Below are 25,035 nucleotides of genomic sequence, written 5' to 3' on the forward strand. Positions count from 1 at the left end.
CAATGGCTGTGAGGGGACCATCCACCGCAATTGCGGAGACCGGTCCTCAATCTTGAGGGGGAGCGTCCGGTCTTGAATACCACCATCATGCTGTTCCTGGTACAGGACGGCATTACCAATGGCGCGATCTACGCGCTGCTCGGCCTGGCGCTGGTGCTCGTGTTCGCCGTCACCCGCGTCATCCTCATTCCCCAGGGCGAATTCGTCACCTACGGCGCGCTGACCTATGCCTCGCTGGCCGCGGGCCAGATGCCGGGCACGGCCAAGCTTGCGCTCGCGCTCGGCATCGGCGCCTTCGGCTTCGACCTGTTCGTGGCGCGCAAGGCGCTGCATGCGCGGCTGATCGTTCGCAGCCTCATCACCAACATCGTGCTGCCGGCCATCGTGCTGGCGCTGACCCTGTACTTCGCCGCGCAGAAGCCGCCGGTCGCGGTCTGCATCGCGTTGTCGCTGGTGATCGTCGCGATGATCGGCCTGTATCTATACCGCATCGCCTTCCAGCCGCTGGCGCACACCTCGGTGCTGGTGCTGCTGATCGCGTCCGTCGGCGTCCACCTCGCGCTGCAGGGACTCGGCCTGCTGTTCTTCGGCGCCGAGGGCCAGCGCGGACCTGCCGTGCTGTCCGGTGCCTTCACCGCCGGCGCGCTGCGCTTCACCGGCCAGAGCATCACCGTCTACGCCATCACCATCGCCTTTATCGTCGGGCTCTGGCTGTTCTTCGGCCTGACGCTCTACGGCAAGGCGCTGCGCGCGACCGCCGTGAACCGGCTGGGCGCGCGGCTTGCCGGCATCCGCACCACGCTGTCCGGGCAGATCGCCTTCCTGCTGGCATCTGTCATCGGCGCGCTGTCGGGCATCCTGATCGTGCCGATCACGACGCTCTACTATGACAGCGGCTTCCTGATCGGCCTGAAGGGTTTCGTCGCCGCGATCATCGGCGGGCTCGTCAGCTATCCCCTCACCGCCGTCGCGGCGCTGGTCGTCGGCATCGTCGAGGCGTTCTCGTCCTTCTATGCCTCCAACTACAAGGAGGTCATCGTCTTCATGCTGCTGATCCCCGTGCTGCTGCTGCGCTCGCTCGCCGCGCCCGCGGTCGAGGAAGAGAAGGACTGACGCCAAGATGCAGAGCCGGCTTCCCATCATCGTCTTTGCAGCCGTCATGGCGGCGATCCCGTTTGTCCCGGGCATGCCGCCGTTCTGGATCGTGCTGCTCGACAATATCGGCCTCGCGGCGCTCGTCGCGATGGGCCTCGTGCTGCTCACCGGCGTCGGCGGCCTGACCTCGTTCGGGCAGGCGGCCTTCGTCGGCTTCGGCGCCTACACCACTGCGGTGCTGTCGACGGCCTACGGCCTGTCGCCCTGGCTGACGCTGCCGCTGTCGCTCGTGGTCAGTGGATCGCTCGCGGTGCTGCTCGGGCTGATCACCGTCCGCCTCTCGGGCCATTATCTGCCGCTCGGCACGCTCGCCTGGGGGCTCGGGCTGTTCTATCTCTTCAGCAAGCTGGAATTCCTGGGGAGAAACGACGGCATCTCGGCGATCCCGCCGCTGTCGATCGGCACGTTCAAGATGCTCTCGCCCGGCTCGATCTATTACGCGATCTGGATCGCCGTGATCGTTTCGGCGCTGCTGACGATGAACCTCCTGGACTCCCGCACCGGCCGCGCCATCCGCGCGCTCAGGCGCGGTCACGTCGCGGCGGAAGCCTTCGGCGTGCACACGCCGCGCGCCAAGCTGCTGGTGTTCATCCATGCCGCCGTGCTCGCCGGCCTCTCGGGCTGGCTCTACGCCCATCTCCAGCGCGCGGTGAACCCGACCCCGTTCGGCGCGCATATGGGCATCGAATATCTCTTCATCGCCGTGGTCGGCGGCGCCGGCTATGTCTGGGGCGGCGTCCTGGGCGCGGCGATCGTCGTCGTGCTGAAAGAGGTGCTGCAAAGCTATCTGCCGCTGATCCTGCCGGGCTCCGGCCAGGTCGAGACCATCGTGTTCGGCATCATGCTGGTGGCGCTGCTGCAGCTCGCGCCCGGCGGCCTCTGGCCCTGGCTGATGTCGTTCCTGCCCGAGCGGACCAGTGGCAAGAAGCCCGATACCTCGCTGCAGCTCGGGCACCGCACCCGCGCGCCCGGCGAGGCCGGCGTGCTGCTCCAGGTCGAGAAGGCGCGGAAGCAGTTCGGCGGCGTGGTCGCGGTCAACAACGTCTCCTTCGACGTCAAGGCCCGCGAGATCGTCGCGCTGATCGGCCCGAACGGCGCCGGCAAGAGCACGACGTTCAACCTGATCACCGGCGTGCTGTCGGCGACCTCGGGCTCGATCTCGGTGCTCGGCAGGAAGGTCGACAACGCGCCGCCGCAGGAGATCGTCAAGCTCGGCATCTCCCGCACCTTCCAGCACGTCAAGCTCGTCCCCGACATGACCGTGCTGGAGAACGTCGCGATCGGCGCGCATCTGCGCGGCCATTCCGGACCGATCTCCTCGATGCTCCGCCTCGACCGCACTGATGAGGCCAAGCTGCTCGCCGAGGCCGCCCGCCAGATCGAGCGCGTCGGCCTCACCGAGCAGATGCACCAGCTCGCAGGCAGCCTCTCGCTCGGCCAGCAGCGCATCGTCGAGATCGCCCGCGCGCTCTGCGTCGACCCGATGCTGCTGCTGCTCGACGAGCCGGCAGCGGGCCTGCGCCACATGGAGAAGCAGCGCCTCGCGACGCTGCTGCGCGAGCTGCGCGACGGCGGCATGAGCGTGCTCCTGGTCGAGCACGACATGGGCTTCGTCATGAATCTCGCCGACCGTATCGTGGTGCTCGATTTCGGCACCAAGATCGCGGAAGGCACCCCCGCCACGATCAAGACCAATCCCGAAGTGATCAAGGCCTATCTCGGAGTGGCGGCATGAGCGCGCTGTTGTCCGTCGCCGACGCCCATGTCGCCTATGGCAAGGTCGAGGCGGTGCGTTCGGTTTCGCTCGAGGTCGGGGCCAACGAGATCGTCACCATCGTCGGCGCCAACGGCGCCGGCAAGACCACGCTGCTTTCGGCCATCATGGGCATTCTGCCGCTGAAAGGCCGCGTCGCCTTCGCCGGGCAGGATCTCGCCCGGCTCGACATCGAGGACCGCGTCGCGATGGGCCTCGGCCTCGTCCCCGAGCACCGCGAATTGTTCGTGACCATGAATGTCGAGGACAATCTCGAGCTGGGCGCGTTCCGCATCGAGCGGAGCCGGGCGAAAGCCTCGATGGAGCGTGTCTACACGCTGTTCCCGCGGCTGAAGGAGCGGCGCAAGCAGCTTGCCGGTACGCTCTCCGGCGGCGAGCAGCAGATGCTCGCGATGGGCCGCGCGCTGATGGGCGAGCCAAAGCTCCTGATGCTGGACGAGCCGAGCCTCGGCCTCGCGCCGATCATTGTCGCCGACATTTTCCGCATTGTCACCGAGCTGCGTGCCGCCGGCGTCTCCGTGCTGCTGGTCGAGCAGAATGCGCAGGCCGCGCTGAAGATCGCGGACCAGGCCTATGTGATGGAGCTCGGCGAATTCGTTCTCAGCGGCAAGGCCAGCGACATCGCGGCGAACGAGCGGGTAGCGGCCAGCTATCTCGGCTTCCAGCACGAAGGCGCGAGCGTGGTTTAGTTTCTTACCCTCCCCTGGAGGGGGAGGGTCGCTACGCATGCAGCGAAGCGAAATGCGTAGCGGGGTGGGGTGACGGTCTCTCCGCCTCCAGCAGTGTCTGCGAGGATAGATCACCCCACCCCGTTCGCGCTGCGCGCGATCGACCCTCCCCCTCCAGGGGAGGGTAAGCGCGCAGCGTCTTACTTAGCTTGGTCAGACGCCTTCTCTCCCTTCAGCGCCGCGACCTCCGCCTCCAGCTCCGCAATCCGCGCATCCCTCGCCGCCAGCGCGGCCGCGACATCTGCCGCATCGAACTTCTGCGGGATGTGCTGGGGGCAGTTGGTGTCCCAGGCTGCGATCTTGAACAGGATCACCTGCTCGGGCCGCGCGCGGTAGCCTTTCGGCATCAGCGACGTGGTCAGCGCTTCGTCGTCCTCGACCACGCGCGCCTCGCCCCAGATCTTCACCCGGCGGCGATGGGCGTAGTCCATCACGAAGATGTAGGCCTTGGGATTCTCCGACAAATTGCCCTGCGTGATGAACTGCTGGTTGCCGGCATAGTCGGTGAAGGCAAGCGTCTGCTTGTCGAGCACCTTTAGAAACCCCTTCGGTCCGCCGCGGTGCTGGATGTAGGGCTGGCCGTCGGCCGAGGCAGTGGCGAAATAGAAGCTGTTGGCGTCGGCAAGGAAGGCCGCGAGGTTGTCGTCGACCTCGGTGCGCCAGCCGTGCTGCTCGCTGCGCGCATAGGCCTCGCGCGAGCCCTTGCGCGCCTGGATCGCCTTGACCGCCGGCGAGAAGGCGACGTCGCTGGCATAGGCATCAGCTGCTGTCGTCATCGGAACGTCTCCTTAAAAATTCCGGCGCATTCCTGCATCTTTCCAGGCATAAAATAGACCTGCAAGCCGCCAGAACAATCTGGCCACTTGACACTTCATCATTGCAGCATATGCAATAATCTCCATGGACCGGCTCGAAGCCATGCACGTGTTCGTCACCGTCGCCGATCTGCGCGGCTTCGCGCCGGCGGCGCGCAAGCTGCGCCTGTCGCCTTCGGCGGTGACCCGGCTGATCGCCGCGCTGGAGGAGCATCTCGGCGCGCGGCTGCTCCAGCGAACCACGCGGCAGGTGACACTGACCGACGTCGGCGCACGCTATCTGGAGCGCGCGCGGCGCATCCTCGCCGATGTCGAGGAGGCCGACGGCTCGGCGCGGCAGGAGCGCAACCGGCCGAGCGGGCGGCTGGTGGTGTCGGCGCCGGTCGGCTTCGGCCGGCTGCATGTCGGGCCGGTCATGACCGCCTATCTCAAGCGCTATCCCGAGGTCGCCTGCGAGCTCAGACTGTCGGATCATCTGGTCAATCTCGTCGAGGACGCCGTCGATGCGGCGGTGCGGATCGGCCATCTCGCCGATTCCTCGCTGGTTGCGCGCCAGGTCGGCGTGATGCGGCGGATCGTGGTGGCAGCGCCCGGCTATCTCAAGCGACATGGCGAGCCGAAGACGCCGGAGGCGCTTCGCGAGCACCAGACCATCCAGTTCGGCCCCTGGTCCGAATGGCGCTTCCAGCACAACGGCCGCGACATCGAGGTGACGCCGACCCCACGCTTCACCAGCAACAGCGCCGACGCGGCGCTGCAATATGCCGAGGCCGGCGGCGGCGTGACGCGCGTGCTGGCCTATCAGGCCGCCGATGGCTTGAAGCGCGGACGGCTGAAGATCGTGCTGGCGGCCTACGAGCAGCCGGCGCTGCCGATCCACATCGTCTACCCGACCTCGCGCCTGCTCTCGGCCAAGGTGCGGGCGTTCGTCGATCTCGTGGTGGAGACGGCGGAGTGGAGGTTCGGGTAGGCCTCGTGTCCCGGACGCGTCGCGAAGCGGCGCAGCGCCGGGACCGAGAAAGCGAAGAGTGAGCTGCGGATGGATGGGCCCCGGCTCAGCAGCGCACCGCCGAAGAGGGCGCTGCGCTGCGTCCGGGGCACGAGAGAGCTTCACCCCTTCTTCGGCACCACGCGGAACGTCCCGCTGGCGCGCGCGATCACGGCATCGTCCGCCTTCACCAGGCATTGCGCGAAGCAGATCGTAGAGCCGGTTTTGAGCGCCTCGCCCTCGACCGCGAGCCATTGGCCGATCCCGGCGGCGCCGACATAGTCGACCGACAGCGAAATCGTGACGAACGACGTCGCCCATGCCGTCGCCTGCGCGCAGCTGTAGCCCATGGCGGCATCGGCCAGCGCCGCGATCAGCCCGCCATGGATCAGCCCGCGCGCATTGGTATGTGGCGTCGCCAGCCGCAATCCCACGGTGACGCTCTTATCGGCCTTCTTCGAATAGAGCGGCTCCCAGGGATCGGTGAGCGGGGATTTGCGGAAATGCGGCTCGAAGCCCGCGGGGATGTCGGTGGAGGTCATGGGTGTCTCGCGTTGCTGATTGCCGGCATTGAACGCGATGTGGATGACGGTTGCATCAATTACAAAGTTTCAAACGGAATTTGCGCGGGCGTTTGAAACGGACGCGCCATCGTCCCAACTACACTGTCATCACCCGCGAAGGCGGGTGATCCAGTATTCCAGAGGCGGTTGTGATTAAACCGAGAGGCCGCGGCGTACTGGATGCCCCGCCTGCGCGGGGCATGACATCTGTGGTCAAAACGGCAGCCCGACGTAATTCTCCGACAGCGACGTCATCGCGGCCTTCGACTGCGTGACGTAGTCGAGCTCGGCGAGCTGGATGCGGGCTCCGATGGTGCCGGTGTCGGGGAATTTGTGCAGCATCGAGGTCATCCACCACGAGAACCGCACGGCTTTCCAGACCCGTGCCAGCGCCTTGGCGGAGTAGGCGTCGAGGCCGGCGCTGGACTTCTCGTCGTAGAACTCGCGCAGCGCGCTCGACAGATAATGCGCGTCGCTGGCGGCGAGGTTCAGTCCCTTGGCGCCGGTCGGCGGCACGATGTGGGCGGCGTCGCCGCACAGGAACATCCGGCCGAAGCGCATCGGCTCGGCGACGAAGCTGCGCAGCGGCGCGATGCTCTTCTCGATCGACGGGCCTGTGACGAGGCTGTCGGCCGCCTCCTGGTCGAGCCGGCGCTTCAATTCGTCCCAGAAGCGGTCGTCCGGCCATTGATCGACATGATCGTCGAGCGAACATTGCACATAGTAGCGGCTGCGCCTGGTCGAGCGCATGGTGCACAGCGCAAAGCCGCGGGCGTGGTTGGAATAGATCAGCTCGTGGCTGACCGGCGGTGTGCCGGACAAGATGCCGAGCCAGCCGAACGGATAGACCCGCTCGAACTCCTCGATCGCCGAAGACGGGACGCTGGCGCGGCTGACGCCGTGGAAACCGTCGCAGCCGGCGATGAAATCGCAATCGATGGTGTGGCTGACGCCGTCCTTGACATAGGTCACGCGCGGGTGACTGCCGTCGAAATCATGCGGCTGCACGTCCCGGGCCTCGTAGACGGAGATGAGACCGGCGGCCTTCCTCGCATTCATCAGGTCGAGCGTGACCTCGGTCTGGCCATAGATCATCACCGTCTTGCCGGTCGCGCTCTTCATGTCGATGCGGTGACGGCGGCCGGAGAAGGCGAGCTCGATGCCTTCGTGCACCAGGCCTTCGGCATGGGCCCGCGCGCCGGCGCCGACCTGGTCGAGCAGCGCGACGGTTCCTTCCTCCAGAAGGCCGGCGCGGATGCGGCCGAGCACGTAATCCGGGCTCTGCCGCTCCAGGATGACGTTGTCGATGCCATATGTGTGCAGCAGTTGCCCGAGCAACAACCCGGCCGGCCCGGCTCCGATGATTGCGACTTTTGTCCGCAATACTTGCTCCTTCCGATCCTGTAGGCTTTCGTCGCGGGTCGCTTGTCGCCTCGCTCCGTGCAGGATAATTATATCATATAACGGTTGGGAAGAAGGGAGGGCGTTCGCCGCAGCGCGACAAATCCATGCAACATGGATGATGTAGACGGCGCGGCGAGGTGCGCGCCAGTTTCCGGCTTGAACGCGCCGGCCAATTAGATAACATGTTAATTAACAAGACCGGGCCATCGAAGCCCGCCGTCAAAAACAGGGAGAGACGCGTGATGAGGAAAGCCTGTCTGGCGTTGCTGCTGGCAGCAAGCGTGAGCCCAGCGTTCGCGCAGGAGAAGACCTTCGATCTGAAGATCTCGCACTGGGTGCCGGCCTCGCATCCGCTGCAGAAATCACTGGAGGACTGGGCCGCCGCGGTCGAAAAGGATTCCGGCGGCACCATCAAGGGCAAGGTGTTTCCGGCCCAGCAGCTCGGCAAGGCCTTCGACCATTACGACATGGCGCGCGACGGCATCGCCGATGTCACCTATGTCAATCCCGGCTATCAGCCCGGCCGCTTCCCCATCATCGGCGCAGGCGAACTGCCCTTCCTGATCTCGGACGCCAAGGGCGGCTCGATGGGGCTCGACGCCTGGTATCGCAAATATGCAGAGAAGGAGATGAAGGACGTCAAATACTGTCTCGCCTTCGTCCACTCGCCCTCCTCGTTCCACTCCCGCACCAAGAAGATCGTCAACCCCGAGGACGTGAAGGGCCTGAAGATCCGCCCCGCACACGCCACCATGGCGAATTTCGTCACTTCGCTCGGCGGCACCAATGTGCAGTCCTCCGCGCCCGAAGTGCGCGACATCATCGAGCGCGGCGTCGCCGACGGCGTCACCTTCCCCTGGGGCTCCCTGGTGCTGTTCGGGATCGACAAGGTGACCAAATACGACATGGAGGCGCCGCTCTACACCACGACCTTCGTGTTCGTGATCAACAAGGACAAGTACAATGCCATGTCCGACAAGCAGAAGGCCGCGATCGACAAGAATTGCACGGTCGAGATGGCGGGCGCAGTCGGCGAGCACTGGGGCAAGTTCGAGGACGCCGGCATCGACAAGGTGAAGGCGGAGTCCAGTCACGAGGTCTACAAGCTCACGGCCGAGCAGACCGCCGCCTGGAAGAAGGCCGCCGAGCCGCTGGTCAAGACCTGGAGCGATAATGCCAAGAAGGCCGGCGCCGATCCCGATGCGGCGCTCGCGGACCTGAAGGCATCGCTGAAGAAGTACAACGCGCTGGCGGAGTGACGCCCGGCAGCGGCCACGCGCTCACTGCACCTCTCCCGCTTGCGGGTGAGGTCGCGCCGAAGGCGCGGGTGAGGGCTCTCTCCTCTTGGGGGCTCTCGATTCTTTGGGGCTCTCGATTGTGGATGCACCCTCTCCCCAGCCCTCCCCCGCAAGCGGGGGAGGGAGTGCACCTCCCTCGCGGAAAAACTGAACCCGGCTTCGCCGGATTTAGATAGGATTCTTCCCATGAAGCGCTCCTGGATGGATCGCGTGATCGACTCGATCGAATGGATCGCGGCCGGCTTCGTCGGCATCGTCGCGCTCGACATCTTCCTGTCGGTGCTGCTGCGCAACACGCTGAACTATTCGATTCCCGACAGTTTCGACATCGGCCGCATGCTGCTCGGCATCCTCATTTTCTGGGGCATCGCGGCGACCTCCTATCGCGGCACTCACATCACGGTGGACCTGGTCTGGGGCAATGTCGGCCCGCGCTATCAGCGCTGGATCGACGTGTTCGCGACGCTGGTGCTGCTGTTCGTCGTCACCGTGCAGACCTGGACGCTGTTCGACAAGGTGCGCGGCACCTACAACGACAACGTCCAGACCTTCGACCTGCACATGCCGACATGGCCGTTCTTCGCGGTCGCCTGGATCGGCGACGTCTGCGCTGTGCTGCTGATCGCGATCCGCACCTACCGGCTGATCTTCCATCCCGAAGAGATGCACGACCCCAAGATCAAGGCGACGGAGTAGTCATGAGCACCGATGCCGTCGCCGTTATCGGCTTTGTTTCCCTCTTTGCCCTGATGCTGCTGCGCGTTCCCGTCGGCATGGCCATGGGCCTCGTCGGCGTCTCCGGCTTTTCCTATCTCGTCGGCGCCACGCCGGCGCTGAAGCTGGTCGGGCAGACCTCGATGCGCACGGTGACCGACTACACGTTCGGCGTCATTCCGATGTTCCTGCTGATGGGCTCCTTCGTCAGCAATTCCGGCATGAGCCGCGAGCTGTTCCGCGCCGCCAACGGCTTTGTCGGCCATTTGCGCGGCGGCCTCGGCATCGCGACCGTCGGCGCCTGCGGCGGCTTTGCCGCGATCTGCGGCTCCTCGGTCGCGACGGCCGCGACCTTCTCCGCCGTCGCCTATCCTGAGATGCGCCGGTTCGGCTATCCGCAATCCTTTGCCACCGGCGTGATCGCGGCCGGCGGCACGCTGGGCGCGATGCTGCCGCCCTCCACCGTGCTCGCGGTCTACGGCATCATCACCGAGCAGGACATCGGAAAACTCTTCATCGCCGGCATCATCCCGGGCCTGCTCGCGATGACCATGTACATGATCACGATCTTCCTGATCGGCTATTTCCGCCCCGACTTCCTGCCCAAGGGCAAGGTGACACCGTGGCGCGAACGCTTCGCCGGATTGAAGGACATCTGGGCGCCGGTGCTGCTGTTCATCTTCGTGATCGGCGGCCTCTACGGCCTGCCCTTCCTGCCGCGCTTCACGCCGACCGAGGCCGGCGGCGTCGGCGCCACCGGCGCCTTCATCATCGGCGTGCTGACCGGCCGCCTCGACCGCGAGAAGGTGCTGGCCTCGCTGCTCCAGGCCACGCGCACCGCGGCCGCCGTGTTCACCGTGCTGATCGGCGCGCTGATCTTCGGCTATTTCCTCACGGTGACGCAGACGCCGCAGAAAGTCACGGAATTCCTCACCGGCCTCGGCCTCGGGCCCTACGGCGTGCTGGCGCTGATCATGGTGATGTATCTCGTGCTCGGCTGCCTGATGGACGCCATGGCGATGATCATCCTCACCGTCCCGATCATCTTCCCCGTGATCATGCATCTCGGCTTCGACCCGATCTGGTTCGGCATCATCATCGTCATGACGGTCGAGCTCGGATTGATCCACCCGCCTGTCGGCATGAACGTCTTCGTCATAAAAAGCGTGGTGAAGGACGTGTCGTTCTCCACCATCTTCAAGGGCGTGATCCCGTTCGTGGCGACCGACCTCGTGCGCCTCGTGATCCTGATCGCCTTCCCGCTGCTGGCGACATGGCTGCCGACGCGCATGATGGCGCATTGAGGAGACGGATATGATTTCGTGCCATACGGCGAGCTGTCTTCCCCTCTCCCCCTGTGGGAGAGGGTGGCTCGCCGCGTAAGCGGCGAGACGGGTGAGGGGTCTCTCTCCACACGCTCGCTCGGGGAGAGAGACCCCTCATCCGGCGCTTCGCGCCACCTTCTCCCACAAGGGGAGAAGGGAAGAGACTGGCGCGATAGATTGGAGATAAGCGATGACCACCCCTACCCTCGAAACCAAATACGTCTTCACCATCACCGCGCGGATCGGCGAGGTCGTCACCGCCGGCGAGACCGGCATCGGCGTTCGCCGCATCATCCCGATCATCGGCGGCGAGGTGAATGGCGCGGTCACCGGAAAGGTGCTCCCCTTCGGCGCCGACTTCCAGACCATCCGCCCCAACGAGCTGATCGATCTCGAAGCGAAATACGCGTTCTCGACCGACGACGGCGCAGTTATCTATGTCGAGAACAAAGGCATGCGCTTCGGGCCGGTCGAGCTCCTGCAGAAGCTCAAGCGCGGCGAGCCGGTCGATCCCAAGCTGATCTATTTCCGCACCGTGCCGAAATTCGAGACCGGGCATGACAAGTATCGCTGGCTGATGGAGCACATCTTCGTCGGCTCGGCCGCGCGCCATGCGGACCGCGTGGTGATCGACGTGCACCAGGTGATGTGAGAAAGCTGCCACCTCGTCATTGCGAGCGCAGCGAAGCAATCCAGAGTCCCTCCAGGGAAAGATTCTGGATTGCTTCGCTGCGCCGCTGCGCTCGCAATGACGGAGGGTTCGGCAACAGCAACATGTCAAATGCTCCCCGAAGCCTCTGACCGCCGGGTCAGGCCCCGGCAATCCAATCCCTGCCCGGGGGTGATATCATCCCGCCCTCCTTGACTCCCAAAAAATTCGTTATACAACATAACTATTCTGATAAGGACGCAAATGACACAGGGAAACGCCGACACCGCCAACGCGGGCAGCTCCGGGCTGTTGAAGATCGAGCGGGCGGACCGGGTTCTGACCGTGGGTCTGAACCGGCCGGCCAAGCGCAATGCGCTCAATGACGGCATCATCCTGGAAATCGGCGAGTGTTTTGCTTCCCTGCCCGAGGACATCGGGGCGGTGGTGATCCACGGCATTGGCGACCACTTTTCCTCAGGTCTCGACCTCTCCGAACTGACCGAGCACGACGCGACCGGCGGCCTGCTCCATTCACAGATGTGGCACCGGGTGTTCGACCGCATCCAGTACAGCCGCGTGCCCGTCATCGCGGCGCTCCGGGGCGCCGTGATCGGCGGCGGGCTCGAGCTTGCCTGCGCCGCGCATATCCGCGTCGCCGAGCCCTCGACCTATTTCGCGCTGCCGGAGGGACAACGCGGCATCTTCGTCGGCGGCGGCGGCTCGGTGCGGCTGCCGCGCCTGATCGGCGTCGCCCGGATGATGGACATGATGCTGACCGGGCGCGTCTATAGCGCGACCGAGGGCGCATCCTACGGCTTCGCGCAATATCTGACGGAGGCCGGCAACGGGCTCGGCAAGGCGCTGGAGCTTGCGACCAAGATCGCCTCCAACGCGCCGCTGACCAACTTCGCCGTGCTCCAGGCGCTGCCGATGATCGCGGAGGCCAATCCGCAGACGGGTCTGTTGATGGAATCGCTGATGGCCACCGTCGCGCAGAGCGACAAGGAGGCCAAGCGCCGGATCCGCGAGTTCCTCGAACACAAGACCGCGAAGGTAAAGCCGAAGTCATGAGCGCACAGCCGTCCTCTTCCAGCACGGAGCGCGGCGCGAGCACTTTCCCGCTGCGGCCGATCTCGTTCGGCGATCCCGCCGTCAACGTCGAGCGCCGCGACGACGGCACGATCTACCTCAGGCCGAAGCAGCCGCTCGGCGACTATCCCGTCCGCATCACCGACCGCCTGCATCACTGGGCGACGACGACGCCGGACCGCGTCTTCATGGCCGAGCGCGAAGGCGGCCGCTCCTGGCGCAAGATCACCTACGCCGAGCTGCTCACCGCGAGCCGGCACATCGCATCAAGCCTGATTGCGCGCGGATTGTCCGCAGAGCGCCCGGTCGTCATCCTCTCCGGCAATTCGATCGACCATGCCCTGCTCGCCTTCGGCGCGTTCTATGCGGGCGTTCCATTCTGCCCGGTGTCGCCGGCCTATTCGCTGGTGTCGAAGGATTACGGCAAGCTGTCCTATCTGATGAAGTTGCTGACGCCCGGCCTCGTCTTCGCCGAGGATGCCGACAAGTTCGCCGATGCGCTCGCCGCCAATGTCTCGCTCGGCACCGAGATCGCCGCGTCCTATGGCCACGTGCCGGGCCGCGACGTCACCCTGCTCGCCGACCTCATGGCAACGCCGCTCCGCAGCGATCTCGACGACGTCCACGGCAGGATCGGACCCGACACGATCGCAAAATTCCTGCTGACCTCGGGCTCGACCGGAAACCCCAAGGCCGTCATCAACACCCAGCGCATGATCTGCGCCAACCAGGTGATGCTGCGCGAGACGCTCGCCTTCCTGAAGGACGAGCCGCCGGTTATCATCGACTGGCTGCCCTGGAACCACACCTTCGGCGGCAACCACAATATCGGACTGACGCTCTACAACGGCGGCTCGATGTATCTGGACGCCGGCAAGCCGATGCCCGGCGGCATCGAGGAGACCGTGCGCAATCTCCAGGAGATTTCGCCGACAGTGTATTTCAACGTGCCCAAGGGCTACGAGTCGCTGCTGCCGTATTTGCGCGACGATCAGGGCCTGCGCGCAAAGTTCTTCGACCGGCTGCACGCGATGTTCTTCTCGGGCGCAGCGCTGTCGCCCTTCGTCTGGGACAGCCTCGACGAGCTCGCGGTGAAGGAAAAGGGTTACCGCGTGCCGATGTTGACGGGCCTCGGCGCGACCGAGACTGCGCCGTTCTTCATGTCGGTCAATCCGCGCACCAGCCGCTCCGGCCATGTCGGCCTGCCGGTCTCGGGCAACGACGCCAAGCTTGTGCCGAACAACGGCAAGCTGGAGGTCCGCTGCAAGGGGCCGAACGTGATGCCCGGCTACTGGCGCCAGCCCGACATCACGGCGAAATCGTTCGACGAGGAAGGCTTCTACAAGCTCGGCGATGCGCTCAAGCCGGCCGATCCTGATGATCTCAACGCCGGCTTCGACTTCGACGGGCGCATCGGCGAGGATTTCAAGCTCGCCAGCGGTACCTGGGTCAGCGTCGGCCCGCTGCGGGCGCGCTTCGTTGCGGCCTGCGCGCCGCTGGTGCGCGACGTCGTCATCGCCGGCATCAACCGCGACGAGATTTCCGCGCTGGTCGTGCTCGATCTCGACGGCTGCCGGCTGATCAACCCGACGCTGCCGACCGACGATCTCGTCGTCGCCACGCGCGACCGCCTGGTGCGCGAGGCGTTTCGCGAGCGCCTGACCCGTTTCCTAAGCCAGGCTACGGGCTCCTCGACACGGATCACGCGCGCAATCCTGATGGACACGCCGCTGTCGATCGACAAGGGCGAGGTCACCGACAAGGGCTCGATCAATCAGCGCGCGGTGCTGGAGCATCGCGGCGAGCTGATCGAGGAGCTCTACGCTGCCAATCCGTCGAACCGTGTGATATCGGTCGCTTGAGAAATCATCGCCAAAGGAGAACGCCATGTTGTTGAAGGATCAGGCAGCCATCGTGACCGGCGGCGCATCGGGGCTTGGCGCTGCCACTGCGCGAAAACTGGCAGCGCAGGGCGCCAAGGTCGCGGTGTTCGATCTCAATGCCAAGCTCGCGGAAACCGTCGCCGCCGAGATCAAGGGCGTCGCCGTGACCTGCGACGTCTCCGATGCCGCCTCCGCTGAAGCCGCGATCGCGCAGGCGACGAAGGCCCACGGCCCGGCCCGCGTGCTGGTCAATTGCGCCGGCATCGGCGTTGCCAAGCGCGTGGTCGGCCGCGACGGCCCGATGGCGCTCGCCGATTTCGACAAGGTGATCAAGGTCAATTTGATCGGCACCTTCAACATGCTGCGCCTTGCCGCGACCGAGATGTCCAAGCTCGAGCCGCAGGCGACCGGCGAGCGCGGCGTCATCATCAACACCGCTTCGGTCGCCGCCTATGACGGCCAGATCGGCCAGTCGGCCTATTCGGCGTCCAAGGGCGGCATCGTCGGCATGACGCTGCCGATCGCTCGCGAGCTCGCGCAGTTCGGCGTCCGCGTGCTGACGATCGCGCCCGGCCTGTTCCTCACGCCGCTGCTGGCCAACCTGCCGCAGGAAGCCCAGGACTCGCTCGCCGCAGCGATCCCCTTCCCGCGCCGGCTCGGCAATGCCGACGAGTTCGCCGCGCTCGCGCTGCACATGGTCGAGAACGCCTACCTGAACGGCGAAGTGGTGCGCCTCGACGGCTCGCTGCGCATGGCGCCGAAATAAGGCGCTGCCCATGTTCGTGAACCGGCGCGAGGTCCAGATCCAGTGGGGCGATTGCGACCCCGCCAACATCGTCTATTACCCGCGCTATTTCGCGATGTTCGACGATTCGACCTCGACCCTGTTCGAGGTCGCCGGCTTCTCCAAGCAGGACCTGGTCCGGAAATACGGCCTGGTGGGTATTCCCATGGTCGATACGCGGGCCAAGTTCTACATCCCCTCGACCTATGGCGACTGGATCACCATCGAAACAAAGATCGAGAGCATCAAGCGCTCGAGCTTCGAGGTGAAGCACAACGTCTACAAGGGCGAGGCGCTGGCGATCGAGGGGTTCGAGACCCGCGTCCTTGTCGGCCGCGACCCCGTTAACCCCGACAAGCTGAAATCGGCACCGTTTCCGGCGGAAATGGTAGCCAAATTCACGGGGAGCTAGAGCCCGGAGCTAAATCGCCGCATCGCCAAAAGAGGGGGCTGAATTACCCCCCGATTTCTGCTTTCAAAGAAACACGTCAAGGGAGGAATAGATGAAACGTTCTTATTTGACCGCTGCCATCACTGCGGCCGCGCTGGCGCTGCCGGCATTGCCTGCGCTGGCCCAGACCAGCGAAATCACCATCGGCATCACCACCACCACGACCGGCCCGGGCGCAGCCCTCGGCATTCCCGAGCGCAACGCGCTGGAGTTCGTGCCGAAGGAGATCGGCGGCGTGCCGCTGAAGGTGATCGTGCTCGACGACGGCGGCGATCCCACCACCGCGACCACCAACGCCCGCCGCTTCGTGACCGAGTCCAAGGCCGACATCATCATGGGCTCGGCCCTGACGCCGCCGACCATCGCGGTCTCCAACGTCGCCAACGAGGCCGGCATCCCGCATTTCGGCCTCGCGCCGTTCCCGATCACGCCCGAGCGCATGAAGTGGTCGGTCGCGATGCCGCAGCCGATCCCGATCGTGGGCAAGGTGCTGTACGATCACATGAAGTCCAAGGGCGTGAAGACGCTCGGCTATATCGGCTATTCCGATTCCTACGGCGACCTCTGGTTCAACGACCTCAAGGCCCAGGCCGTGCCGATGGGCATGACCATCGTCGACGAGGAGCGCTTTGCCCGTCCGGACACATCGGTGACCGGACAGGTGCTGAAGCTGGTCGCCGCCAATCCGGACGCGATCCTGGTCGGCGCGTCCGGCACCGCGGCCGCGCTGCCGCAGACCGAGCTGCGCGAACGCGGCTACAAGGGCCTGATCTACCAGACCCACGGCGCTGCCAGCATGGACTTCATCCGCATCGCCGGCAAAGCGGCGGAAGGCGTGCTGATGGCCTCGGGCCCTGTGATGGACCCCGAGGACCAGCCGGATAGCGCGCTGACCAAGAAGCCGGGCCTCGCGCTGAACTCGGCCTATGAAGCCAAATATGGTCCGAACAGCCGCAGCCAGTTCGCCGGCCATTCCTACGACGCGTTCGAAATCCTCAAGCGCGTGATCCCGACGGCGCTGAAAACCGCAAAACCCGGCACGCCGGAATTCCGCGAAGCCATTCGCCAGGCGCTGCTGACGGAGAAAGAGCTCGCGGCGAGCCAGGGCGTCTACAACTTCACCGAAAAGGACCGCTACGGCCTCGACGAGCGCTCGCGCATCCTGCTCACGGTGAAGGACGGCAAGTACTCGCTGGTGAAGTAGGCGCGGCGAAAGATCCGAGACGACGAGAGCCGGCCCATCGGGCCGGCTCTTTTCATGTGTGGGTCGAGTTGCGGCTACGAGCGTTGCTGCGCCCCCTCTCCCGCTTGCGAGAGCTTTGCTTAATTGGACGCGGGGGAGTGATTGCCGCTGTTGGGCGTTTTTTGCGTAGCGTTGGACGTCGGCGGCATCGAAGGTTTGCGCTTTCGTGGTCGACTGATTGGGTTGGGCGGTCATGCGGCAACTCCCGCAGGAGACAACGCCACCCATCGTTTGAGATTCATTGCCAGGCAGATCAGGCGCAGATGCGTCTGGTTGCGCGCCCAGCCCAGATAGCGGGCGCGCGCCCAGCGGTAGCTGCCCTTGAGGCGCGCGAAGACCTGCTCGACCGGTGCGCGGCGCTTTCCCACGGCACCGTTGAAGCGCTTCTGCCGCGCGGTCAGCGGATGATGCTTGTTGGGCCGGAACATCAGCCGCGGCTTGATGCCTCGCGCGCGCAGGCCGCTACGGCGCTCGTGCTTGTCATAGGCCTGGTCGGCATAGACCGCCTTCTCATCACCACAGACCAACTCGTCGGCGGGCACCGTATCGTTGACCGCAGCATCGGTCAGCTTGCTGCGGCGGATGATTGCCGAGCCCTGGTCGATGCCAACATGGGCCTTGTAGCCGAAGTATCGTTTGCCGCCCTTCTTGGTCCATCGCGCATCCGGATCGCGCTTGCTGTTGACCAGTTTGCTCGGCGCCCGACCGTCCGGGCCGGGGGGCTGCGGCTCCTCTGGTGGCTTCGGCGGCTTCACCGCCGCCGGGATCAGGCTCGCGTCGATTAGTGTACCCCGCCGCACCACCAGCCCATGCGCATCGATCTGGCGCAGGATCTCACCGAACAGCCTCTCGTCCAGGCCGGCCCGCTGCAAACTGTCGCGGAAGCGCCAGATCGTGGCGTGATCGGGTGTCTCATCGCCGAGCACAAAGCCGCAGAAATCGCGGAATGAGGCGCGGTCATCAAGCGCCTCTTCAAGCTCCGGATCGGACAGCCCGTACCATTGCTGCAGCAACAGCGCCTTGAACATCACCAGCCGCGGATAGGCCGGCGCCCCACGCTCCGGTTCCGGCAGACCGCCTAGCACGCCCCCTACCGCTGCCCAATCGACCAAGTCCCCAATCCGTCTCAGCACCGGATTGCCTTTTCCCCGTCGCGACACCAGCGCGTCCGCAAAGCTCGGTTGTCCAACCTGTCGATAGGCCATTCCCGTCCTCCCTCAGCGGTCTAGGGAATCGCAGATTCGCGAATATGCAAAGCTCTCGCTTGCGGGAGAGGGTTGGGGAGAGGGTGCCTCCGCGTTGGGACTGTCCGAGGCGTGCAGAGACAATCCCCCAGAGGAGAAAACCCTCACCCGGCGCTTAGCGCCGACCTCTCCCGCAAGCGGGAGAGGTAACACCGAATCTGCCGATGCACCGCGGCTACGCCGCCTGCCGCAGCGGGGTCCAGGCGAACTCCGGATAATAACTGTCCATCATGCGATCGACATAGGCGGTGAGGTTTGGAAATCCCTCGGCGCGCTCGCGCAAAGCCGATTCGAAGAACGGCGAGAGAACGCCGGCGAGCATGCCGAACGCAGTGGCATCGACGCCGCAGGGCTTGCTGCCCATCAGGTACGCCTTGTCGCCCAGCTGCACCGACAGCGCGAACAGCGAGCGCACCGCGAGATCGACGTCGTCGTCCGGCGCATGGCGGCCGAGGCCGGAGAGCAGATAATTCTCGGCGACGCGGAATTGCGCATCCTCGCGCAGCTTCTCGCGATTGTGCTCCGGCGCGCCGTCGAAGAAATGCGCCGGCCCCTTGGCGAAATTGACCGGATCGACCCAGCGTGCGCCGACCAGCGCCCAGTAGACGTGATGCTCGATCATGCGCTCGAAGGCCCAGGCCTGCGCACGCTCGGCCAAGGAGAGCCCGGCATCGAAATCGAAGCCGTAGCGGCGCTCGATATGGGCGCGGATGAAGGTGGAATCGGCCACCGCCTCGCCGCCGTCGTCGATGAAAGGTAGCTGCCCCTTGGGGGACGCGGGCGGCATCGCCCGCTCCTTCCGGTAAGGCAGCCCCGCCATCTTGAGCTGCACCTCGGTCTTGGTGACGAAGGGGCTGATTTCCGGCAGGCCGAAGCCGGCGCCAAAGCCGTAAAGCGTGATCATGCGGGCTCTCCTGAACCTGTCGAATGAATTGACGGAACCTAGCGGCCGGCTGCTGCCACCATGGTGGCAGCAGCCGTGATATCTTCTGCGAAGCGCGCCCCTCGCCAGGCGCGGCCCATCACGTGGCGGACCAGCGCATCCGCGGCATGGATCAGCGAACGCGTCACGGCAGTCGCGAGCGCAAAGCGGAGGTCGACGACCGTGACATCAAGCGAAACGAGGCGGCGGAATGCCCAGGCCTGCCACGCCTGGACCTGGAAAGGCTGGCTCCGCCACAACGGGCCGGCCGGGCCGAAATGGGTTGGAATGATCATGGACAAATCCTCTTCAGTCGATGTGTTGTCCCGGTATAGAACTCCCCTGCTGCCAACATCCTGTCAGCAGCCGCCCGCCGCCTTCTGAAAAAGACCACCGGGAAAAAAGCAGCGACAAGGGACCTGTCATGAGACGCGCCGACCGGCTGTTTCAAATCATCCAGGTGCTGAGGCGTACGCGGAAGCCGCTGACGGCGGACGCGATCGCGGCCGAGCTCGAGACCTCGAAGCGCACGATCTATCGCGACATCGCGACGCTGATCGGCCAGCGCGTGCCGATCCGCGGCGAAGCCGGCATGGGTTACATTCTGGAGAAAGGCTTTGACCTCCCGCCGCTCATGCTGACACCCGACGAGATCGAGGCGGCGGTGCTGGGCGCGCAATGGGTCGCGGGCCACGCCGATTCCACGCTGGCGCGTGCGGCTGAAGACTTGATGGCCAAGATCGCCGACACTGTGCCTGAGCGCCTGCGGCCTTTCGTGCTGGAGCCGGCGAGCCGGGCGCGGCCGAGCTGGAACAGGGAACCGGACCGCCTGGACATGGCGCGCACCCGAACCCAGATCCACGAAGGCAGGAAGATCGTGCTACGCTATCGCGACGAGCAGGGTCGTCCCAGCGAGCGCGTGATCTGGCCGATTTCGGTCGGCTATCTCGAAGCAGTCCGGCTGCTGGCGGCCTGGTGCGAGCTGCGCGGCGACTTCCGCAGCTTCCGCACCGACCGCGTGGTCGAGGCGACCTATCTCGACGAGAAATATCCGGAACGGCGCGACGTGCTGCGCGCAAGATGGCGGCAGAGCCTGGTCTGGGGTCCGCCAAAGGACACGTGAGGACGATGGAAGAGATCGACCTGTCGAGCTGTTGCCAGGGTTGCGGCGCCTGCTGCGGCTATTCGCAAAACTGGCCGCGCTTCTCGATCGAGAGCGACGAGGAACTTGCCGCGATTCCCGAAGGGCTGGTCAATGCGCGCCAGTCCGGCATGCGCTGCGAGGGTGATCGCTGCTCGGCCCTGCAGGGAGAGATCGGACAGATGACGGCCTGCGGCATCTACGACGTGCGGCCGGAGGTGTGCCGCACCTGCATGCCGGGCGACGCCGAATGCGCGATGGCGCGGCGGAAGTTCGGCTTGCCGATGATAGAGGCCGCTTAGGCGGGCACCGCTTCGCCGATTTCGTCGTCGAGCTCGTCATCGAGCGGTGCGAGCACCGAGAGCGGCTTGGTCGACAGCGTGATCGGCTTGCGCCCGCCCGACAGCGACGGCGAGGATTTGGTCGAGCGTTCCCGCGACAGCGCATAGAGCGTCGAGCCGACGCGGCCACCGTTCTCGACCAGGTCGCGCTCGCTGCAGCTTGCTGCGATCGCGACCGCCAGCGAATGCAAATGGCTGCGGCGATAGCAGAACAGCGCCAGCCTGGCGCGCGCGTCAGGGGCAACACTCTCAACCAGCCTCGGCAGCCCACTCTCGCTGGCGCGATACATTTCGCCAAGGAGCTCGTCGCGGACCGGGCAGAAATCGCTTTCAAAGGTGTCGCGGCTTGAAAACATTGCAGTTCTCCCCTCGTGTCAGGAAGATGCAGCGCAATTCTCTAACGAAAGGTTAACCACACGGGGCGGTAGTCACCCGGGGTGATTGCGCCCCGGCCGCGAATCAGAGGCGGCGGTATGGACGAAACTGCAGCAACAGCGTCATGGCCGGGCTTGTCCCGGCCTTCCACGGAAGGCTGAGCGGCACTGAGAACGTGGATGCCCGGGACAAGCCCGGGCATGACGATCTTCTATATCGACCAGGGATTGCCCCCGCATCGAGGCCGCGCCTCTCAGTTCGCCGCCATGAAGATGGAGAGGCCGAAGCCGGTCAGGTGATGCAGCGCCTGGTCGACGCCGATCAGGGTCCAGAACCAGGGGTGCGCAAGGTCGACGCCGAAATTGGCGGAGACGAACCCCTTGGCGCGGTCGATCGTGATGTGGATCGCGAAGTCGATCAGCGCCACGAACCAGAATCTCGGCGCCACGACCAGGATCAGCGGCAGCGCAACGGCAAGGTGGATCAGGCAGTGCACCAGAAGCGGCAGGGCCCAGCCATGCTTCTGGTCCTTGCCGTGCGCCATCCAGGCGGTCTGGAGAACAAAATCGGCGATGATGTGCTTGAAGGTGAGCAGCAACATCCAGCCAATGAGCGCTTCAACCGGAATCGCCGATGACATGGGTGGAAACGACAAGCTGACGCCCTCATTGACGTGACGAGAAGAATTGGAGCGTTCAGCGCAACTTCTTCTTGGACCGGTCAAATCGCCGGGACGCGCGATTTATGACATTTCCCGCGGCGGAATGCAGCCGGGGGAACCGGAAAATCGCCAAGTGTGGCTAACTGGTGATAGGATGCCCGATCGCCGCGGACGTGTCGCGTCCGGTTACCTCCGGCTCGAAATTTGCGTTCTGTTACCGTCGCGCTATCATCGGCGACAGAGAATATCTTTCTTTTTTCAGACATTTACGAACTGCAGGGCGCCCGCCGCGAGCCGACCGCCATCCGAGATTAAGGCCAGGTGCTGCCATGAGTACTGAAGGCCCCACCTCATCGCCGACCGAACCGCCGCCCCGGCGCCCCAAGGTGATCAAGACAAACCAGCAGCAGGTTTTCCTCTACGTCGTGCTGACCCTGCTGTTGTCGCTCGCCACCGTCTGGGGCGGTCGCGCCTTGCTGCACAATTCGGAGACGCTGACCTTCGCCGTCGGCGCTCCCAACAGTGACGAGGCACTGTTCGCGGCCAAGCTCGCCACTGTGCTGGAGGACAACGCCTCCCGCGTCCGGATCGAGATCGTCAACAACGCGGACAACGCCAGGGCGCTCGCCCAATTCGACCGCAAGCAGGCTGACCTCGCCGTCCTGCGCAGCGACTCCAAAGTGCCGCTGCGCGCGCGCACGCTCGCGATCCTCGAGCATGATCTCGTGCTGCTGCTCGGGCCCGGCAACAGGAAGATCAAGTCCCTCTCCGAGCTCGGGAAGAAGAAAGTCGCGGTCGTCGCCGAGAACGAAGCCTCGCTCGCCTTCGTCCGCAGCATCCTCGAGGTCCCGGACGGCCCCGAGGCTGCGAGGGTCCAGATGGCGCCGCAGGGCGCAACGCTCGACAGGCTGTTTGCCCCGCCGAACGGCTTTGGCGCGGTGGTCGCCGTTGTCCACGCCTCCAGGGCCGTCAGGGACAAATCCTATGAGCAAGTCGCCAGACGCGGCGGCTTCACGCTGAACGCGATCGACGAAGCGAAGATGCTGGCCCGCAAATTCCCGGGCATCTCCAGCGAGACACTGACGGCAGGCACGTTGTCGACATCGCCGCAAATTCCCGACGATGATCTCGACACGATCGGGCTCGAATGGCTCCTGGTCGCACAATCGAGAATGTCCCCGACGACGGCAGGCGAGCTCGCGCGTATCATCTACGAGAACAAGTCCGCGCTCGGCCTCGACAACGGCTTCGCCACCAGGATAGAACCCGCGTCCGTCGAGAAGGATGCGTTCGTGATCGCGCACCGGGGCGCCGCCGATTACATCAACGACGACACCAAGACGTTCATCGATAAGTACAGCGACCTGATGTATGTGGGCCTTGCCGCGCTCAGCATCATCGGTTCGATCTTCGCGGCGATCTACGCCAAGATCACAAGGATCGCGCCGGAGAAGGCCAGCGAGCTCTCCACCGCCATCCTCGACATCGGCGAGCGGATCGAGCATGCCCACTCGCTGGACCAGCTCGAATGTCTCCAGGACGAGCTGGAGGCCATCTTGCGCGGCGCTGTTGTCGGCCTCAGAGACGGCACGATCAGTACCGACGGGCTCGACACCTTCAAGCTCGGCTACGAATTCGTCCGCGACGAGATCGGCATGCGCCGCGACTATCTGAAACGTCATGCCGGCGAAGCCGACAAGACGGTGCGCGACGTTGGCCCGGCCCAGCCGGACGACAGCAATGTCGTGGCGGTGAAGACCGCCCAGAGCGCCTGATCCACCGGGTTGGGCAAGCCGCTCTCGTGTCCCGGCTCTGCGGCGCATCACGACGTGCTGTGCCGCGTCCGGGGCACGACACCAAGACTTCCCGCCCCTATCCGTTAGCCAGCCGTCTGGATGAAACAGCCCGCACCGTCGTTGACGGTCTCCGCCCGGGCGGGCACTTTGGCGCCGACAATGGAGACAAGAATGTCGGACACCGCCGAGGCAGCCACCGGCCCCCTGATCGAGATCACCGGCGCACGCGCCACCATCCGCCTCAATCGACCGAAACATCTCAACCGGCTCCAGGCGGAGGATCTCGGCGAGCTGACGAGACTGTTCGACCGGGTCGAGGCCGATCCCGATATTCGCGTGCTGGTCTTGACCGGCACCGGGCGTGCCTTCTCCGCGGGCTACGATCTCAACTCGGTGGCGGAGCGCGCGGTCAGCGCGAGCGAGCAGCAGAGCGCGGGCTCGGCTTTCGAGGTGGTCGTCAACCGGCTGGAGGATTTGGGCGTACCGACCATCTGCCGGCTCAACGGCGGCGTCTATGGCGGCGCGACCGACCTCGCGCTCGCCTGCGATTTCCGGATCGGCGTCGATACCGCGGAAATGTTCATGCCGGCGGCGCGGCTTGGGCTGCATTATTACCCGAGCGGTATCAAACGCTACGTGACGCGTCTCGGCGTGGACAATGCGAAGAAACTGTTCCTGACCGCACAGAAGATCGGCGCGCCGGAGATGCTGCGCATCGGCTATCTCACCGCGATGGTGCCGGTGGAATCCCTCGACGAGGAAATCGACAAGCTCGCTGGTGTCCTCGCCGGCAACGCCCCGCAGGCGATGCGCGGCATGAAGCGCGCCATCAACGAGTTCGCCCGCGGCAAGCTCGATGAAGCCGCCGCCGACCAACGCCACCGCGACAGCATGCGCGGTGACGAGATCAGGGAAGGCATCAAGGCGTTTGCGGAGAAGCGGGCACCGCGGTTCTGAGGGATCGGTTGGTGTGCACGAGCGCGCGCCTCACACTCCAGCCGCAGCCGCATGTTGCGCCGCCATCTCGGCGTCGGCTGCCGTGATACGCTGGAACGCCGGCCGCGCCGTCATGCGTTCGGCATAACGGACGAACACGTCCTTCTTCGGCACGATGCCGAACATCATGGTCCAGCTGAAGGCGACGCCCCACAACACGTCGGCGGCCGTCATGCGCTCGCCGAGCAGATACGGGCCCTTCGACAGCTGTGCCTCGAGCGCGCCCAGCATGGTGTCGTAATCGGCATAGGGCGATTGCGTGATCGGCGCCGGCTCCCGCTGCATGAACTTGTCGATCAGGGCCGGCTCGAACGACGATCCGTAATATGCAATCCAGCGCAGATAGGGACCGCGCAGCGGATCGTTCAGGGCGGGCGTGAGGCCGGCTTGCGGAAACAGGTCGGCGAGATAGATCGTGATGGCGACCTGCTCCGTCACCAGCGCCTCGCCCTGGCGGATCGCCGGTACCTTGCCGAGCGGGTTGATGGCGAGATAGGCGGGCATGCGCTGCTCGCCGGCCTTCATGTTGAGAACGTGGAGATCGTAAGGAGCGCCCAGCTCCTCCAGCAGCACCCGCGTGCCGGTGGCGCGCGTCTGCGGCGAATAATACAGCGTGATGCGGTTCGGATCGGTCATGGCAGTCTCCCTCTGGCCGGCTGGCGCGGGGCTGCTTGTAGCGGACCATACCTGACA

Annotated in this window: 26 protein-coding genes; 17 read left to right on the forward strand and 9 right to left on the reverse strand. The window is 65.1% G+C overall.

The window, feature by feature from the left end; all coding sequences use genetic code 11:
- Positions 1–72: 72 nt before the first annotated feature.
- From XH96_RS35870 to XH96_RS35880, 3 genes are read left to right on the forward strand one after another with little or no spacing between them, the layout of a single operon-like run.
- Positions 73–1,113 (forward strand): branched-chain amino acid ABC transporter permease, encoded by a 1,041-nt coding sequence (locus tag XH96_RS35870; protein ID WP_061881026.1) that lies wholly within the window; start codon positions 73–75, stop codon positions 1,111–1,113.
- Between the two features lie 7 nt (positions 1,114–1,120).
- On the forward strand, positions 1,121–2,890 hold the full coding sequence (locus tag XH96_RS35875) for an ATP-binding cassette domain-containing protein (RefSeq protein WP_194390009.1): 1,770 nt from the start codon (positions 1,121–1,123) through the stop codon (positions 2,888–2,890).
- Complete coding sequence (locus XH96_RS35880; RefSeq protein WP_194390010.1) at positions 2,887–3,618, forward strand: ABC transporter ATP-binding protein; 732 nt, start codon at positions 2,887–2,889, stop codon at positions 3,616–3,618. Before XH96_RS35875 ends, XH96_RS35880 begins: the two co-directional genes overlap by 4 nt.
- Positions 3,619–3,797: 179 nt before the next feature.
- Here XH96_RS35880 and XH96_RS35885 read toward each other — a convergent pair whose 3' ends face one another.
- Positions 3,798–4,433 carry a pyridoxamine 5'-phosphate oxidase family protein gene (locus XH96_RS35885; RefSeq protein WP_194390011.1) on the reverse strand — a complete coding sequence of 212 codons (636 nt, stop codon included), beginning with the start codon at positions 4,431–4,433 and terminating at the stop codon, positions 3,798–3,800.
- 124 nt (positions 4,434–4,557) lie between these two features.
- Here XH96_RS35885 and XH96_RS35890 point away from each other — a divergent pair, with 124 nt between their 5' ends.
- Positions 4,558–5,442 (forward strand): LysR family transcriptional regulator, encoded by an 885-nt coding sequence (locus XH96_RS35890; RefSeq protein ID WP_194390012.1) that lies wholly within the window; start codon positions 4,558–4,560, stop codon positions 5,440–5,442.
- Positions 5,443–5,582: 140 nt separating this feature from the next.
- Here the strand turns inward: XH96_RS35890 and XH96_RS35895 are convergent, their stop codons facing one another.
- Together XH96_RS35895 and pobA are read right to left on the reverse strand one after the other, a co-directional pair.
- On the reverse strand, positions 5,583–6,002 hold the full coding sequence (locus XH96_RS35895; protein WP_194390013.1) for a PaaI family thioesterase: 420 nt from the start codon (positions 6,000–6,002) through the stop codon (positions 5,583–5,585).
- A 234-nt stretch (positions 6,003–6,236) separates the two neighbouring features.
- Positions 6,237–7,406 carry a 4-hydroxybenzoate 3-monooxygenase gene (pobA, locus tag XH96_RS35900; protein WP_194390014.1) on the reverse strand — a complete coding sequence of 390 codons (1,170 nt, stop codon included), beginning with the start codon at positions 7,404–7,406 and terminating at the stop codon, positions 6,237–6,239.
- A 263-nt stretch (positions 7,407–7,669) separates the two neighbouring features.
- Here pobA and XH96_RS35905 point away from each other — a divergent pair, with 263 nt between their 5' ends.
- The 9 genes from XH96_RS35905 to XH96_RS35945 all read left to right on the forward strand — a co-directional run bounded on the left by XH96_RS35905 (position 7,670) and on the right by XH96_RS35945 (position 16,827).
- On the forward strand, positions 7,670–8,686 hold the full coding sequence (locus XH96_RS35905) for a TRAP transporter substrate-binding protein (protein WP_194390015.1): 1,017 nt from the start codon (positions 7,670–7,672) through the stop codon (positions 8,684–8,686).
- Positions 8,687–8,911: 225 nt separating this feature from the next.
- Positions 8,912–9,421 (forward strand): TRAP transporter small permease, encoded by a 510-nt coding sequence (locus XH96_RS35910; protein ID WP_194390016.1) that lies wholly within the window; start codon positions 8,912–8,914, stop codon positions 9,419–9,421.
- Positions 9,422–9,423: 2 nt separating this feature from the next.
- Positions 9,424–10,743, forward strand: coding sequence for a TRAP transporter large permease (locus tag XH96_RS35915; protein WP_194390017.1), 1,320 nt, complete (start codon positions 9,424–9,426; stop codon positions 10,741–10,743).
- Positions 10,744–10,954: 211 nt separating this feature from the next.
- Positions 10,955–11,416: a DUF3237 domain-containing protein gene (locus XH96_RS35920; protein ID WP_194390018.1), complete on the forward strand. Its 462-nt coding sequence runs from the start codon at positions 10,955–10,957 to the stop codon at positions 11,414–11,416.
- A 261-nt stretch (positions 11,417–11,677) separates the two neighbouring features.
- On the forward strand, positions 11,678–12,487 hold the full coding sequence (locus XH96_RS35925) for a crotonase/enoyl-CoA hydratase family protein (RefSeq protein ID WP_194390019.1): 810 nt from the start codon (positions 11,678–11,680) through the stop codon (positions 12,485–12,487).
- Complete coding sequence (locus tag XH96_RS35930) at positions 12,484–14,367, forward strand: feruloyl-CoA synthase (protein ID WP_194390020.1); 1,884 nt, start codon at positions 12,484–12,486, stop codon at positions 14,365–14,367. The genes XH96_RS35925 and XH96_RS35930 overlap by 4 nt, the downstream gene beginning before the upstream one ends.
- Before the next feature lie 25 nt (positions 14,368–14,392).
- On the forward strand, positions 14,393–15,154 hold the full coding sequence (locus tag XH96_RS35935; RefSeq protein ID WP_028180698.1) for an SDR family NAD(P)-dependent oxidoreductase: 762 nt from the start codon (positions 14,393–14,395) through the stop codon (positions 15,152–15,154).
- A gap of 10 nt (positions 15,155–15,164) precedes the next feature.
- On the forward strand, positions 15,165–15,584 hold the full coding sequence (locus XH96_RS35940; protein ID WP_061029942.1) for a thioesterase family protein: 420 nt from the start codon (positions 15,165–15,167) through the stop codon (positions 15,582–15,584).
- A gap of 91 nt (positions 15,585–15,675) precedes the next feature.
- Positions 15,676–16,827, forward strand: a complete 1,152-nt coding sequence (locus tag XH96_RS35945) for an ABC transporter substrate-binding protein (RefSeq protein WP_194390021.1) — start codon at positions 15,676–15,678, stop codon at positions 16,825–16,827.
- A gap of 230 nt (positions 16,828–17,057) precedes the next feature.
- Here the strand turns inward: XH96_RS35945 and XH96_RS35950 are convergent, their stop codons facing one another.
- The 3 genes from XH96_RS35950 to XH96_RS35960 all read right to left on the reverse strand — a co-directional run bounded on the left by XH96_RS35950 (position 17,058) and on the right by XH96_RS35960 (position 19,328).
- Positions 17,058–18,071 carry an IS5 family transposase gene (locus tag XH96_RS35950; RefSeq protein WP_194389004.1) on the reverse strand — a complete coding sequence of 338 codons (1,014 nt, stop codon included), beginning with the start codon at positions 18,069–18,071 and terminating at the stop codon, positions 17,058–17,060.
- A 214-nt stretch (positions 18,072–18,285) separates the two neighbouring features.
- Positions 18,286–19,014 carry a glutathione S-transferase family protein gene (locus tag XH96_RS35955; protein WP_194390022.1) on the reverse strand — a complete coding sequence of 243 codons (729 nt, stop codon included), beginning with the start codon at positions 19,012–19,014 and terminating at the stop codon, positions 18,286–18,288.
- Between the two features lie 38 nt (positions 19,015–19,052).
- Complete coding sequence (locus tag XH96_RS35960; RefSeq protein ID WP_194390023.1) at positions 19,053–19,328, reverse strand: hypothetical protein; 276 nt, start codon at positions 19,326–19,328, stop codon at positions 19,053–19,055.
- Positions 19,329–19,456: 128 nt separating this feature from the next.
- On the opposite strand from XH96_RS35960, the gene XH96_RS35965 reads away from it, so the two are divergent.
- Both XH96_RS35965 and XH96_RS35970 read left to right on the forward strand, forming a co-directional pair.
- A complete protein-coding gene (locus tag XH96_RS35965) occupies positions 19,457–20,155 on the forward strand; it encodes a YafY family protein (RefSeq protein WP_194390024.1) in 699 nt (232 codons plus the stop codon).
- A 5-nt stretch (positions 20,156–20,160) separates the two neighbouring features.
- Complete coding sequence (locus XH96_RS35970; RefSeq protein WP_194390025.1) at positions 20,161–20,475, forward strand: YkgJ family cysteine cluster protein; 315 nt, start codon at positions 20,161–20,163, stop codon at positions 20,473–20,475.
- Here the strand turns inward: XH96_RS35970 and XH96_RS35975 are convergent.
- Both XH96_RS35975 and XH96_RS35980 read right to left on the reverse strand, forming a co-directional pair.
- Entirely contained in the window at positions 20,472–20,870 is a 399-nt protein-coding gene (locus tag XH96_RS35975) for a hypothetical protein (RefSeq protein WP_194390026.1), read from the reverse strand. The genes XH96_RS35970 and XH96_RS35975 overlap by 4 nt on opposite strands.
- Before the next feature lie 272 nt (positions 20,871–21,142).
- Positions 21,143–21,490 carry a DUF3307 domain-containing protein gene (locus XH96_RS35980; protein ID WP_194394388.1) on the reverse strand — a complete coding sequence of 116 codons (348 nt, stop codon included), beginning with the start codon at positions 21,488–21,490 and terminating at the stop codon, positions 21,143–21,145.
- Between the two features lie 389 nt (positions 21,491–21,879).
- Here XH96_RS35980 and XH96_RS35985 point away from each other — a divergent pair, with 389 nt between their 5' ends.
- Complete coding sequence (locus XH96_RS35985; protein ID WP_194390027.1) at positions 21,880–23,325, forward strand: TAXI family TRAP transporter solute-binding subunit; 1,446 nt, start codon at positions 21,880–21,882, stop codon at positions 23,323–23,325.
- Between the two features lie 192 nt (positions 23,326–23,517).
- The gene (locus XH96_RS35990; RefSeq protein ID WP_194390028.1) at positions 23,518–24,303 is read left to right on the forward strand and encodes an enoyl-CoA hydratase/isomerase family protein; all 786 of its coding nucleotides are present in this window, start codon (positions 23,518–23,520) and stop codon (positions 24,301–24,303) included.
- Between the two features lie 30 nt (positions 24,304–24,333).
- On the opposite strand, the gene XH96_RS35995 is transcribed toward XH96_RS35990, so the two are convergent.
- Positions 24,334–24,978: a glutathione S-transferase family protein gene (locus XH96_RS35995; protein WP_194390029.1), complete on the reverse strand. Its 645-nt coding sequence runs from the start codon at positions 24,976–24,978 to the stop codon at positions 24,334–24,336.
- Positions 24,979–25,035: the final 57 nt, after the last annotated feature.

It is taken from the genome of Bradyrhizobium sp. CCBAU 51765 (genome assembly GCF_015291725.1).
Lineage (GTDB): Bacteria > Pseudomonadota > Alphaproteobacteria > Rhizobiales > Xanthobacteraceae > Bradyrhizobium > Bradyrhizobium liaoningense.